A 12,631-nucleotide genomic window follows, 5' to 3' on the forward strand; every position below is an offset into this window, starting at 1 on the left:
GACGTTGGCGGCGCGAGGAGCCGACGTCCATGTCCAGGCCCGTAGCCGCGCAGCGAGTCACCCGGTTCGCCACCACCGTCTTTTCCGAGTTCAGCGCCCTGGCCGCCCGCCACGGCGCGGTGAACCTGGGGCAGGGGTTCCCTGACTTCGACGGCCCGGCGGCCATCAAGGAAGCGGCGCAGCGCGCCATCCGCGACGGGGGCAACCAGTACGCCATGGGCGCGGGCACTCGGGAGTTGCGCGTGGCCATCGCCGAGCACTCGGCGCGCTTCTACGGCCAGACGGTGGACCCGGACACCATGGTGACAGTGACGAGCGGCGCCACCGAGGCCATCCTCGACACGCTGCTGGGGTTGGTGGACCCGGGCGACGAGGTGGTGGCCTTCGAGCCCTTCTACGACTCCTACGACGCCAACATCACCTTCGTGGGGGCCACCGCGCGCTTCGTGCCGCTGCGCCCGCCGGACGCGGACCACGCGCAGTGGTGGTTCGACCGGGACGAGGTCCGCGCCGCCTTCAGCCCGCGCACCCGGTTGCTCATCCTCAACACGCCGCACAACCCGACGGGGAAGGTCTTCACCCGCGATGAGCTGACGTTCCTGGGCGAGCTGTGCGCCGAGTTCGACGTGAAGGTCCTCTCCGACGAGGTGTATGAGCACCTCGTCTTCGAGCCCGCGCGCCACCTGCGTCCGGCCACGCTGCCCGGGCTGGCTGAGCGCACCGTGACGGTGAGCAGCGGCGGGAAGACGTTCAGCCTCACCGGCTGGAAGGTGGGCTGGGTCATCGCGCCGCCGCCGCTGCGGGACGCGGTGCAGCGGGCCCACCAGTTCGTGACCTTCGCCACCGCCGCGCCGCTACAGGCCGCCATGGCGGAGGCGCTGCGGTTGCCGGACGCGTACTTCACGGAGCTGACGGCGTCCTACGCGGCGAAGCGGGAGCGGCTGCTCACCGGGCTGCGCGAGGCCGGGCTGACGGCGTTCGCCCCGGAGGGCAGCTACTTCATCCTCGCGGACATCTCGCGCCAGGGCTTCGCCGATGACGTGGCCTTCTGCCGTCACCTGGTGTCCGAGGTGGGCGTGGCAGCCATTCCGCCCAGCGTCTTCTATGGCCCGGCGCACCGGCACCTGGGGCAGGGGCTGGCCCGCTTCGCTTTCTGCAAGACGGACGCGGTGCTGGACGAAGCCGTGCGCCGCCTGCGCGCGGGCCTGTCGTCGCGATGAGCTTCTTCGGAGAGCTCTACCTTCGCAGCACGCTGCCGTTCCTGTCGGAGGCCGTCACCACGCGTGAGGTGGACTACCTGGCCCGAGCCTTCGCGGACGTGGCGGGGCCGGCGCCGGTGGTGGACCTGGGGTGTGGCCACGGCCGCCACGCGGCGCGGCTGAACGCGGTGGGGCCTCTGGCGGGGCGCGTCATCGGGCTGGAGTTGGACGCACTGTCGTTGGCCATGCGGCGCCCGGGCTTCCCGGCGATCCAGGGGGACCTGCGGGCCCTGCCGTTTCGCGAGGCGTCCCTGGCGGGGGCCTACGCGTGGTACTCGACGCTGGCCGCCTTCACGGATGGCGAGCACATGCACATCCTCCGCGAGGTCGCGCGCGTGCTGCGGCCAGGAGGACGGTGGGTGTTCCAGACGGTGCCGTTCGAGCGACTGGCGGCGTCCCCCCGGGCGGCCTTCCGCGAGACGCTACCGGATGGAAGCGTCCTGGAGGAGGAGAGCTGCTTCGACGCCTCGACGGGGCGGGACGAGGGACGTCGGACGCTGACCTCCCCGGAGGGTCGATGCCTGCGCGCATCCTATTCCCTTCGTTACTATCCCCTTGCGGATTGGGTGCGGCTGTTGGAAAGCACGGGATTTTCCGTCGTCTGGGTGCACGGTGGCCTGGCGGGTGGGCCGCTGGACGCGCAGTCAACCGACCTGATCGTGGGAGCGGAGCGGCGCCATGGCTGAGATGCAGGAACACTCCAGGGCGAGGTTGGGCTGGCTGGGCCAGTTGCCCAAGCAGGTCGACGTCTACGAAGTCGGTCCCCGGGACGGCTTGCAGAACGAGCTGCGCACGCTGCCCACGCGGGACAAGGCGCGCCTCATCAACGCATTGGTGGCCGCGGGGGAGAAGCGCATCGAAGTGACGTCGTTCGTGTCACCCAAGTGGATTCCCCAGCTCGCGGACGCCGAGGAGCTGCTGCGACTGGTGGGCCGTCGCGACGGCGTCGTGTTCTCCGCGCTGGTGCCCAACCTCAAGGGCCTGGAGCGCGCGAAGGACGCGGGCCTGGAGGAGGCCGCCGTCTTCATCTCCGCCTCCGAGGCGCACTCGAAGAAGAACATCAACAAGAGCATCGCCGAGGCCGTGGTGGGCGCGCGCGAGGTGACGTCCTCCGCGCTCCAGGCGGGCATGCGCGTGCGCGGCTACCTGTCCACCGTGTGGGGCTGCCCCTACGAGGGCGACGTTCCGGTGGAGCGCGTGGTGGACATCTGCCGGCAGCTCGTGGACGCGGGCATCTACCAGCTCAGCCTGGGAGACACGATTGGCATCGGCACGCCGCGCCAGACGGAGGTCCTGCTGGAGGCGCTGCTGAAGCACATCCCCGTGGAGAAGCTGGCGCTGCACCTGCACGACACGCGCGGTACCGCGCTGGCGAACGCGTTGGTGGGCCTGTCCGCGGGCGTGACGACCTTCGACGCCAGCATTGGCGGCCTGGGCGGGTGCCCCTACGCCCCGGGAGCGGCGGGGAACCTGGCCACCGAGGACGCCGTCTTCATGCTCCACGGCATGGGCGTGGACACCGGCATCAATCTGGACCGGCTGGTGGAGGCCGGGGAGATTGCCCAGGAGCTGATCGGCCGGAAGCTGGCGGGCAAGTACCTCCAGGCCGCGCTGGGCGAGCGTGAGAAGAAGGCCGCTCGCCGCGCCCAGACGTGAGCGGGCCATACCCAGCCCCGAGGTCATGAAGTACCCGGCAATCCTAAAATCCGGGCATCATTGAAAAATTCTGTTGGGACTTACGTTTCGAGGTGGTGAACGGGTAGGGTCAGGGTCGTTTTGACCCCACCTGCTGCCTCAACGGGAAGTGCCAGATGAACGTCTCGCTCGATGCCGACGTCCTCGAGAGACGTTCGCAATCCCTGTTCGACGCCCACCAGGAGGCGCTGAGCCGCCGCACGGACCGGATGTTCGCCGTGCTGATGGGGCTCCAGTGGGTCGGCGGGCTGGTGGTGGCCCTGGCGCTGTCCCCCCGCACGTGGAGTGGGACGTCCAGTCAGGTCCATCCGCACGTCTGGGCGGCGGCCGGCCTGGGCGCCCTCCTGGCGAGCCTGCCGGTGGCCATGGCGTGGGCGTTGCCGGGTCGGGCGGCCACGCGGTTCGTCATCGCCACGGCGCAGGCGTTGGTGTCCGGGCTGCTCATCCATCTGACGGACGGGCGCATCGAGACGCACTTCCACATCTTCGGGTCCCTGGCGCTGCTGGCCATGTACCGGGACGCGCGGGTGCTGTTCCTTTACTCGGCGCTGGTGGCGGTGGACCACCTGCTTCGCGGCCTGTACTGGCCCCTGTCCATCTTCGGCGTGGAGTCCGCCAGTGCCTGGCGCGCGTGGGAGCACATCGGCTGGGTCGTGTTCGAGAACGTGTTCCTCCTGATTGGCGGGCGAGGCACGGTGAAGGATGCCCGGGCGCTGGCGGCGCGACAGGCCTGGTTGGAGTTGTCTCAAGGAGCGGTTCGCACGCGCGTGGTGGAGCCGCTGGTGGACTCGGCGCGGGCGCTGACGGAGGCGACTCATTCGCTCGTGTCGAGCACGGATGACCAGCGCGCGATGCTGTCGCGCCAGTCCGCGGCGCTCTCGGATACGCAGATGGCGACGAACGAGATGCAGCGGGCGTCTTCCACGGCCTCTCGTCAGGCGGATGCCATCCTCGCCTCCACGCTCCAGGCCGGGGACGTGGGGGCTGACGCCGAGGCCATGCTGGGCCAGAGCATGGAGGGCCTGGAGGCCATCCGCACACAGGTGATGGAGATGGCCGGACTCCTGCGTGGATTGGACGGCCAGGCCCGGCAGCTCTCGAGCGTCACCCTGGCGGTGAAGGACCTGGCGGACCAGTCCCACATGGTGGCGGTGAACGCGGCCATCGAGGCGGCGCGCGCGGGGGCGCACGGCAAGGGCTTCGCGGTGGTGGCCACGGAGATGCGGCGGCTCGCGCAGCAGTCCGTCCGGGCGGCGGGGCAGGTGAGCGGCATCCTGGACGCCGTGCACCAGTCGCTCCAGCACGTCGTGGAGCTCTCCCTGAAGGGGGCGGATCGGATGGCGCGGGACATCGAGGTGGTGCGCGCGTCGGGAGAGCGCCTGCGGGGCCTGTCCACCGTGCTGCGCACCAGCACGGAGGGCGTGCAGCAGATTTCAGTGGCGGTGGCGCGCCAGGCCGCGGGCGTGGCGCGAATCTCCAGCGCGGTGGATGAGCTGTCCGCGATGATGAAGCAGACGCTGGGGCGTGTCGAACAGACGACCACCGCCGCCCAGACGCTTCGCGGGGTGACGGGCCGTGTCCACGGTGTCATCGACACCTATCAGGGCACCCGCACGGATGAGGCGCCGCCAGCGAACGATGCGGGCCGGGTGATTGCGTTCAGACGGGACGCGTAGGCGGGCGTCCGCCGAGTGTGAGGTTGCCGGCCGGGGCGCGCGGTGCCGCCGCGCCCCGGGGTCCGCCCCTTCGCCTCAGCGTCCGCCGAGCATGGACTCCAGCCGGTCCTGAAGTCCGAGGTGGGCGGCTGCGCTCACCAGCATCCGCCGCTCCTTGCGGTCGATGCGGCCGTCCACCAGCGCCATCTCCACGATGTTGCGCAGGAACACCTCCGCTTCGGGGCTGCCCTTCTCCACGAGGCGGTCGAAGAGCTGTGGCCCCATGCTCAGCGCCAGCTCCACGTTGTCCCACAGCACGCCCCAGCGCTCCGAGCACAGCTTCAGCAGCTTGCGCTCCGCGGCCGTCACCTCGCCGTCGGCGGCGGCGATGGCGGCCATCATGTACAGCAGGCGCTGCCGCTCCTGGACGTCCATCACCGCGTCCTCGGGCCGAGGCGTGTGGCCATGGTCACCCATGCGCTGTTGCGGCGCGGCCTGGCGTGGAGGGAGGGCCCGGAACCGCGCGTCCTCGTCCGCGTTCCACGCCTCGAACGTGCGCGCCGCCGCGAGCACCCAGTCCCGCTCACCGGTGGCCAGCGGCGTGCCGCAGTAGTCGCAGTCCGTGGCGGCGCTGTTCGTCAGCGGCGCGTTGCACTGCGGGCACCGGTTCGTGGACATGCCGTTGGCGGTGTTCGTCTGCGCGCCGTGCTTGCGCGTCAGCGTGAAGATGTAGCGCTGGGGCACGGTGGGCAGGGAGCGGGGCCGCTCGCTGGCGGGCCCCACGCCCATGCGCGCGCTCCAGCGAATCTCCACGTGCGCCACGTCCTGGCCCTGCGGATCCACCTGGAACGCGCGCACGTCCGCGGAGCCCACGGCGCACTCCAGGAACACGCGGCGGGCCCCCTGGCGGCGCAGGCCCTCCAGCTCCGTCTCCAGCCGCTGCACGGTGTCCGTCCGGGCCACCTTGGCCAGCGGCTTCGTGTCGCCGCGGCTCTGCGCGTCAATCCACTTCCAGAACAGCAGGGACGCGCGGTCCTCCAGCATCTCCAGGTTGAGCGCCGGGTCCGACTCGCGTGCCTGCATCAGCCCGTCCACCGTCTTGTGGTACGGCGCGTGCTCGATGCCCTGCGTGATTTCGGACAGCGTCCAGTCGTAGTTACCCGAGTTCACCACCGCGCCGCAGAACTCGCAGCTGTTGGCCGCGCCACCGTTGAACGGCGCGCCGCAGTTGGGGCACTTGCCTTGGAAAAGGTCCGCGCCGATGCGCGTCTGCGCCCCCGGCTTGCGCACGAAGGTCCAGACCTCCGTGAAGGCCTCGCTGGGGACCTTGCGCGCGGCCTCGGTGGCCTGCGCGTCGCTGAAGGACACGGGCACGTCGGTGTCGCGCATCCGCGCGTGCACACGGACGTGGATGCTGTCGAACCACTGGCTCTGGTCCAGACCGATGAGCTGGAGGTCCAGCACCTCGAAGTCGGTGATGGCGTCCCGCACGCCCTGCGCGCGCATGAGCTCCAGTTGCACGCCGAAGCGCTGGAAGGTGGCGTCCGACAGGAAGGGCCGCACCGGCGTCATGTCCCGGAGGAACCACGCCTGCTGCAGCTCCATGAACAGCCACTTCGTCTTGTCGAGCATCGGCTCCAGCTCGAAGGCGGGGTCCTTCAGCTTCAGGGCGTTCACCCAGCCTTGCACGTCACGCTGGGACACCTGGGTGCGCTGATACGCCTCGCGCTGCTCCAGGGCCTTCCTGGTGGTGGCGTCCGGGTGCAGGTTGCGGCGGTACAGCCAGTACACGATGCCGCCAATGCAGAGCAGCGGCAGCATGACCTTGGGGTAGCGGAAGACCAGGCTGAAGAGCTGGTAGACGACCCAGAACGCGACGCCGTCCCCATCGCCGCCGCCGCGGCCACCGCCGTTGCCGGACGAGGGGCGGGAGTAGTGCTCGCCGCCACCTCCGCGCCCCAAGGCTTCGAGCGGAAGCAGGAGCGCCACGTAGGCGATGGCGGGCAGCCAGGGGGCCCACCGGGAGAGTCGGTGCGAGATGGAGCGCAGAGGCGTGGCCATGTCCCCCCATGCTAACCGTTTCCGTCTTGCCAGACCCGGCTTATGGCCGCACTCTGCCGCGGCCCAGAGCAGCCCGCCTGCCAGGCCGGGAAAAGGGGAGCGAACATGTCGGAATTCAAGGTCGACGCACGTGGTCCCATCGAAATCTGGACCATCGACGGCGAGAGCCGCCGCAATGCCATCAGCCGCGCCATGTTGAAGGAGCTGGGCGAGCTGGTGGCCCGCGTGTCTTCCGGCCGTGACGTGCGCGCCGTCGTCATCACCGGCGCGGGCGACAAGGCCTTCTGCGCCGGCGCCGACCTGAAGGAGCGCGCCACCATGGCCGAGGACGAGGTCCGCGCCTTCCTGGACGGGCTGCGCCGCACCTTCCGCGCGATCGAGAAGAGCGACTGCGTCTTCATCGCCGCCATCAACGGCGCGGCCCTGGGCGGTGGCACGGAGCTGGCGCTCGCGTGTGACTTGCGCGTGGCCGCCCCGGCCGCGGAGCTGGGGCTCACCGAGGTGAAGCTGGGCATCATCCCCGGCGGCGGAGGCACGCAGCGCCTGGCGCGCCTGGTGGGCCCAGGCCGCGCGAAGGACCTCATCCTCACCGCCCGCCGCATCAACGCCGCCGAGGCCTTCAGCGTGGGCCTGGCGAACCGGCTGGCGCCGGAGGGCCACCTGCTGGCCGTGGCGTACGGGCTGGCGGAGTCGGTGGTGGAGAACGCGCCCATCGCCGTGGCCACGGCCAAGCACGCCATTGACGAGGGCACGGGCCTGGAGCTGGACGATGCGCTGGCGCTGGAGCTGCGCAAGTACGAGGAGATTCTCAAGACGGAGGACCGCCTGGAGGGCCTGCGCGCCTTCGCGGAGAAGCGCGCGCCCGTCTACAAGGGCCGCTAGCCCGCACGGACGAAATCGGGGACGGAAGGCCCGGTACCCACCGGTGCCCCGTCCCCGAAGTGCGTCACGTCACATGGCGCGAAGGCCGCGCGCGCCGGTCAGGCGTTCGCGGTGCGCTCCTGGCCCAGGTTGACGTTCTGTTTGTTCATGTAGGCGGTGGCCTTGTCCTTGACGGTGGTCCGCAGCTCGGTGCCCGTCTTCGGGGCCAGCAGCAGGGCCGCCACGCCACCCGCGGCCACGCCGAGGAGGAAGATGCCCAGGCCGCCCAGGCCGGTGCGCGCCGGCTTGTAGGTGGTCAATCCGACATGCCGCAGCACGTCATCCGGCTCGAAGTCATCCCAGCGGTTCCGCGCCACGCGCGGCAGGTCATTGATGAGCTTATGGGCCAGCCACTTGCGGTACAGCTCGCTCCGGGCGATTCCCTTGGCCATCCACTTGCCTTTCTTCGCTGCGAACATGCGTCCCTCCTGGGCCCAATGGTTGCCGGGTGCGCATCCATCGCGAGCACGCCCCCGTTGAGCACCAAGGTAGGCAGGGGAGCCTGGAGCGGCATCCCCTGCGGGGACCGTTCTGCGCGGTGCGTCGTCTGCCTGTCACGCCGCGCCGGTTCCCCAGCGAGAAGGCAGCCAGCCGTAGCCCTTTCTGCTATGTGCCACGGGCCATGTCCCAAGACTCGAGACTGCTGGAGAAGATCGCCCAGGTGGAGAAGGGTGGCGCGCAGAAGTACCACGCCAAGAACGCGGAGGCGGGCAAGCTCTTCGCCCGCGAGCGCATCCGCCTGCTGGTGGATGAAGGCTCCTTCGTGGAGGACGCGAAGCTCGCCAACAACCTGGACCCGGACCTGCCCTCGGATGGTGTCGTCATCGGCGTGGGCAAGGTGGCCGGGCGCACCGTGGCCATCATGGCCAACGACTCCACGGTGAAGGCCGGGAGCTGGGGCGCCCGCACGGTGGAGAAGATCCTCCGCATCCAGGAGACGGCCCGCGACCTGCGCTGCCCGCTGTTCTACCTGGTGGACTCCGCCGGTGCCCGCATCACCGACCAGGTGGAGATGTTCCCCGGGCGCCGCGGCGCCGGCCGCATCTTCTACAACGAGGTGCACATGTCCGGCTTCGTGCCGCAGGTGTGCCTGCTCTTCGGTCCGTCCGCCGCCGGTGGCGCGTACATCCCCGCGTTCTGCGACCTGGTCATCATGGTGGAAGGCAATGCCTCCATGTACCTGGGCAGCCCGCGCATGGCGGAGATGGTCATCGGCGAGAAGGTCACCCTGGAGGAGATGGGTGGCGCGAAGATGCACTGCTCCATCTCCGGCGTCGGCGACGTGCTGGTGAAGACGGAGCAGGAGGCCATCGAGGCGGCGAAGAAGTACATCGGCTACTTCCCGGAGAACTTCTCCCAGGCGCCGCCGCGCGCCGAGCCCAAGGCCCCCAAGGCCGGCGGCAAGAAGGTGGAGGAGATCGTCCCCGTCGACCAGAACAAGCCCTTCAACATGCATGAGCTCATCAACGAGCTCATCGACGAGGGGAGCTGGTTCGAGGTGAAGAAGCTCTTCGCCCAGGAGCTCGTCACGGGCCTGGCCCGCATCGACGGCCGCCCGGTGGGCATCGTCGCCAACCAGCCCAAGTACAAGGGCGGCGTGCTGTTCGTGGACAGCGCGGACAAGGCGGCCCGCTTCATCTGGCTGTGTGATGCCTTCAACATCCCGCTGCTCTATCTGGCGGACGTGCCGGGCTTCATGATTGGCACCAAGGTGGAGCGCGCGGGCATCATCCGCGCCGGCGCGAAGATGATCTCCGCCGTGTCCGAGGCCAGCGTGCCGCGCATCTGTGTGGTGGTCCGCAAGGCCTACGGCGCCGGCCTCTACGCCATGAGCGGCCCCGGCTTCGCCCCGGACGCCACCATCGCGCTGCCCGGAGCGATGATCGCCGTCATGGGCCCGGAGGCGGCGGTGAACGCCGTCTACTACAACAAGATCCAGGAGCTGCCGGAGGCCGACCGGCCCGCCTACGTCCAGAAGCTGCGCGACGAGTACAAGCAGGACGTGGACATCTACAAGCTGGCCAGCGAACTGGTCATCGACGACATCGTCCCGGGTGACCGGCTGCGTCAAGAACTCACCCAGCGCTACGGCGTCTACTCCCAGCGGCATCAGCCCCGTGCGGAAAAGAAACACGGTGTCTATCCGGTTTGAGTAGGTAGCGTTACCCCACCTCCAAGGCCCGGGCTGCGCTTGGGCCGTCTGCTATAGATCCTGCTGACACCATGGATTTTGACCTTCCAGAAAGCCATCGCGCCCTCCAGTCCTCCATCCGTGACTTCTGCGAACGGCGGGTGAAGCCGTATGCCCGTGAGTGGGACAAGGACGAGACGTTCCCCATGGAAGTCGTCCGGGAGCTGGGGCAGCTCGGGGTGATGGGCATGCTCGTCGCCGAGGAGTTCGGCGGAGCGGCCATGGACTCGCTCGCCGTGGCGGTGGCGGTGGAGGAGATCGCCCGCTACGACGGCTCGCTGGCGCTGACGGTGGCCAGCCACAACGGCCTGGGCACCAGCCACCTGCGCGTCTTCGGTTCGGACGCGCAGCGCCAGAAGTACCTGCCGAAGCTGGCCACGGGTGAGTACCTGGGCGCGTGGGGCCTGACGGAGCCGGGGTCCGGCTCGGACGCGTCGAGCATGAAGACCACGGCCGTGCGCAAGGGCGACGGCTGGGTGCTCAACGGCGCCAAGATGTTCATCACCCAGGGCACGGTGGGCGACGTGTTCGTGGTGCTGGCCGTCACCTCGCCGCAGAAGCGGCAGAAGGGCATCACCGCCTTCCTGCTGGAGAAGGGCCTGCCGGGCTTCAGCCAGCGCGCCATCCACGGGAAGCTGGGCATGCGCTCGTCGGACACGGCCGAGCTCGTCCTGGAGAACGTGGAGGTGCCGGACTCGGCGCGCGTGGGGGAACTGGACCACGGCTTCATCGACACGATGAAGATCCTGGACCGCGGCCGAATCACCATCGGCGCGCTGGCGGTGGGCCTGGGCCGGGGCGCCCTGGAGGAGTCCATTGGCTACTCGCGCGAGCGCACCGCGTTCGGCCAGCCCATCAGCGAGTTCCAGGGACTGCGCTGGATGATGGCGGACATGAAGACGGAGCTGGACGCCGCCCGGCTCCTGGTCCACCGCGCCGCCAAGCTGGCCGACGAAGGCAAGCCGTACTCGCGCGAGGCCTCCATGGGGAAGCTGTTCGCCTCCGAGGCCGCCATGCGGGCTTGCAACAAGGCCGTGCAGATCCACGGTGGGTACGGTTACACCCGCGAGTTCCCGGTCGAGCGCTACCTGCGCGACGCCAAGCTGTGTGAGATCGGCGAGGGAACCAGCGAGATCCAGCGTACAATCATCGCCCGGGAAACCTTCAAAGGGGCTTGATGGACACCGCGCGGCTGGAAGGTCTCGGGCTGCAGTTGCGGGAGGACGCGGCCGGCACCGAGGCGGTGCTGGACCTTGAGTCGTCCCCGCTGGTCAATCCCGTCACCCGGGCCTTCATCCCCGAGGTGACCTTCCAGGTGATGGGGGACCGTCTCATCCCCATCGCGCCGCCCGCCGTGGTGGGGCTGGCCCCCATCCTGGTGGGCGCGCTCAGCGACGTCGCCGACATCGAGGCGCTGCTCGCGGACGCATTCAACGAGCACATCTTCCACGTTCAGCGCCGCTCCGCGGAGCTCCAGGTGCTGGGGCTGACGCCGCGCGTGGAGCCGGAGACGCTGGAGCTGTCCACCGAGGTGGTGGACGGTGAGCTGGCCGTCACGCTGGTGTCGGACCGGCTGGGCAACTTCCGCGTGGCCCGCGTGGCCCGGGGGAAGGAAGACCTGGCCACCGGCGGCGGCCACACGCTGGAGCTGTCGGAGTTCCGCGAGCGGGCGGCGCTGACGGGCTACCTGGTCGCGCTCTTTGGCGAGCCGGCGGCCCGTCCGCAGGCCGCGCCGGTGGGTGCCGGGCTGGTGCGCTTCTCCGACATCGTGGAGAAGTTCGGCGCGGAGGCGCTCTTGCCTCCCCGCAGTAGCCTGGAGCTGCTGGCGCAGTTGCAGGTGGAGGGCCGCCCGTACCGCTTCGCCGCCGCCAGGGTGGCGGGCCGCACCTTCCGGGGGCTGCTGGCGGGGCCGCAGGGCAAGGAGTGGGCGGGGCGGTTCGAGCTGGATGAGTTCCCAGGCATCGTGCGGATGGTGGCGGACCTGTTGAAGGTCCCTCCCGCGGCCGTGAGGCTGGTGGGCCCGGACGCACCTCAGGAGTGATGCGTTTGAGTGGTGCGGACAAGATGAGCCCGTCCGAGCGGGTGCAGTTGTTGGAGTCGCGGTTGGGGTTGAGCTTCTCCCGGATGGAGACGGCGCTGGAGGCCCTGACGCACAAGACGTACGTCAACGAGACCCGGGACAAGGAGCTGAAGGACAACCAGCGCCTGGAGTTCCTGGGCGACTCGGTGGTCAACCTGGCCGTCAGCCACCGGTTGATGGCGCGCTGCCCGGGACTCCCCGAAGGCGACCTGACGAAGATGCGCGCCCGCGTCGTCAACGAGGACGGCCTGGCCCGCGTGGCCCGGACCATCCCGCTGGGCGACCTGCTGCTGCTGGGGCGGGGTGAGCTCATGTCCGGCGGCCGGGAGAAGAACTCCGTCCTGGCGGACGCGCTGGAGGCCGTCTTCGGCGCGGTGTTCCTCACCAGCGGCCTGGACGCCGCGGTGGCGCTGGTGGACCGGTATTTCGCGGACCTGCTGGACGAGGTCTCCAGCGGCCAGGGGCGGCTCGACTACAAGACGCTGCTCCAGGAGCTGGCCCACGAGCGGCTCAAGCTCCAGCCCCGCTACCGCGTCGTCTCGGAGTCCGGTCCGGAACACTCCAAGGTGTTCGAGGTGGAGCTGATGCTGGGGGAGACGGCCTTCGCCCGGGCCACCGGCCGGAGCAAGAAGGAGGCGGAGCAGTCCGCCGCGCAGGCGACGTTGGAGAAGCTGCGGGAAGACGCCGCGTGTCCCACCTCCCCCCCGCCCGGAACGCCGCGACACGACACCCCGGCGTGAAACCCCTTGGATGGGGCAGGGGGCGGCGC

11 protein-coding genes are annotated in these 12,631 nt (G+C 69.8%); 9 read left to right on the plus strand and 2 right to left on the minus strand.

The window, feature by feature from the left end:
* The first annotated feature begins 29 nt into the window (after positions 1–29).
* The 4 genes from FMP39_RS10095 to FMP39_RS10110 all read left to right on the plus strand — a co-directional run bounded on the left by FMP39_RS10095 (position 30) and on the right by FMP39_RS10110 (position 4,630).
* A complete protein-coding gene (locus tag FMP39_RS10095) occupies positions 30–1,220 on the plus strand; it encodes an aminotransferase class I/II-fold pyridoxal phosphate-dependent enzyme (RefSeq protein WP_141589729.1) in 1,191 nt (396 codons plus the stop codon).
* Positions 1,217–1,945 carry a class I SAM-dependent methyltransferase gene (locus FMP39_RS10100; RefSeq protein WP_090492592.1) on the plus strand — a complete coding sequence of 243 codons (729 nt, stop codon included), beginning with the start codon at positions 1,217–1,219 and terminating at the stop codon, positions 1,943–1,945. The genes FMP39_RS10095 and FMP39_RS10100 overlap by 4 nt, the downstream gene beginning before the upstream one ends.
* Positions 1,938–2,915: a hydroxymethylglutaryl-CoA lyase gene (locus FMP39_RS10105; protein WP_090492594.1), complete on the plus strand. Its 978-nt coding sequence runs from the start codon at positions 1,938–1,940 to the stop codon at positions 2,913–2,915. Before FMP39_RS10100 ends, FMP39_RS10105 begins: the two co-directional genes overlap by 8 nt.
* Before the next feature lie 155 nt (positions 2,916–3,070).
* Positions 3,071–4,630, plus strand: a complete 1,560-nt coding sequence (locus tag FMP39_RS10110; RefSeq protein ID WP_141589730.1) for a methyl-accepting chemotaxis protein — start codon at positions 3,071–3,073, stop codon at positions 4,628–4,630.
* 75 nt (positions 4,631–4,705) lie between these two features.
* Here FMP39_RS10110 and FMP39_RS10115 read toward each other — a convergent pair whose 3' ends face one another.
* The gene (locus FMP39_RS10115; RefSeq protein ID WP_141589731.1) at positions 4,706–6,670 is read right to left on the minus strand and encodes a TIM44-like domain-containing protein; all 1,965 of its coding nucleotides are present in this window, start codon (positions 6,668–6,670) and stop codon (positions 4,706–4,708) included.
* A gap of 105 nt (positions 6,671–6,775) precedes the next feature.
* Here FMP39_RS10115 and FMP39_RS10120 point away from each other — a divergent pair, with 105 nt between their 5' ends.
* The gene (locus tag FMP39_RS10120; RefSeq protein WP_141589732.1) at positions 6,776–7,552 is read left to right on the plus strand and encodes an enoyl-CoA hydratase-related protein; all 777 of its coding nucleotides are present in this window, start codon (positions 6,776–6,778) and stop codon (positions 7,550–7,552) included.
* A gap of 98 nt (positions 7,553–7,650) precedes the next feature.
* On the opposite strand, the gene FMP39_RS10125 is transcribed toward FMP39_RS10120, so the two are convergent.
* Positions 7,651–8,010 carry a YtxH domain-containing protein gene (locus FMP39_RS10125; RefSeq protein WP_141589733.1) on the minus strand — a complete coding sequence of 120 codons (360 nt, stop codon included), beginning with the start codon at positions 8,008–8,010 and terminating at the stop codon, positions 7,651–7,653.
* Between the two features lie 203 nt (positions 8,011–8,213).
* On the opposite strand from FMP39_RS10125, the gene FMP39_RS10130 reads away from it, so the two are divergent.
* The 4 genes from FMP39_RS10130 (at position 8,214) to rnc (ending at position 12,602) form a co-directional block, all read left to right on the plus strand.
* Positions 8,214–9,743 carry an acyl-CoA carboxylase subunit beta gene (locus tag FMP39_RS10130; protein ID WP_141589734.1) on the plus strand — a complete coding sequence of 510 codons (1,530 nt, stop codon included), beginning with the start codon at positions 8,214–8,216 and terminating at the stop codon, positions 9,741–9,743.
* Between the two features lie 71 nt (positions 9,744–9,814).
* Positions 9,815–10,960, plus strand: a complete 1,146-nt coding sequence (locus tag FMP39_RS10135) for an acyl-CoA dehydrogenase family protein (RefSeq protein WP_140862874.1) — start codon at positions 9,815–9,817, stop codon at positions 10,958–10,960.
* A complete protein-coding gene (locus tag FMP39_RS10140) occupies positions 10,960–11,823 on the plus strand; it encodes a hypothetical protein (RefSeq protein WP_171452231.1) in 864 nt (287 codons plus the stop codon). The genes FMP39_RS10135 and FMP39_RS10140 overlap by 1 nt, the downstream gene beginning before the upstream one ends.
* Positions 11,820–12,602 (plus strand): ribonuclease III, encoded by a 783-nt coding sequence (gene rnc / locus FMP39_RS10145; RefSeq protein WP_141589735.1) that lies wholly within the window; start codon positions 11,820–11,822, stop codon positions 12,600–12,602. Before FMP39_RS10140 ends, rnc begins: the two co-directional genes overlap by 4 nt.
* The last annotated feature ends 29 nt before the right edge of the window (positions 12,603–12,631 follow it).

This window comes from Myxococcus sp. AB056 (genome assembly GCF_006547365.1).
GTDB lineage: Bacteria > Myxococcota > Myxococcia > Myxococcales > Myxococcaceae > Myxococcus > Myxococcus virescens.

Excerpts from the sequence above, each read along its gene's own strand:
- FMP39_RS10100 (WP_090492592.1), top strand. The coding sequence starts at position 1,217 with ATGAGCTTCTTCGGAGAGCTCTACCTTCGCAGCACGCTGCCGTTCCTG.
- FMP39_RS10120 (WP_141589732.1), top strand. The coding sequence starts at position 6,776 with ATGTCGGAATTCAAGGTCGACGCACGTGGTCCCATCGAAATCTGGACC.
- FMP39_RS10125 (WP_141589733.1), bottom strand. The coding sequence starts at position 8,010 with ATGTTCGCAGCGAAGAAAGGCAAGTGGATGGCCAAGGGAATCGCCCGG.
- FMP39_RS10130 (WP_141589734.1), top strand. The coding sequence starts at position 8,214 with ATGTCCCAAGACTCGAGACTGCTGGAGAAGATCGCCCAGGTGGAGAAG.
- FMP39_RS10115 (WP_141589731.1), bottom strand. The coding sequence starts at position 6,670 with ATGGCCACGCCTCTGCGCTCCATCTCGCACCGACTCTCCCGGTGGGCC.
- FMP39_RS10110 (WP_141589730.1), top strand. The coding sequence starts at position 3,071 with ATGAACGTCTCGCTCGATGCCGACGTCCTCGAGAGACGTTCGCAATCC.
- FMP39_RS10095 (WP_141589729.1), top strand. The coding sequence starts at position 30 with ATGTCCAGGCCCGTAGCCGCGCAGCGAGTCACCCGGTTCGCCACCACC.
- FMP39_RS10105 (WP_090492594.1), top strand. The coding sequence starts at position 1,938 with ATGGCTGAGATGCAGGAACACTCCAGGGCGAGGTTGGGCTGGCTGGGC.
- FMP39_RS10140 (WP_171452231.1), top strand. The coding sequence starts at position 10,960 with ATGGACACCGCGCGGCTGGAAGGTCTCGGGCTGCAGTTGCGGGAGGAC.
- FMP39_RS10135 (WP_140862874.1), top strand. The coding sequence starts at position 9,815 with ATGGATTTTGACCTTCCAGAAAGCCATCGCGCCCTCCAGTCCTCCATC.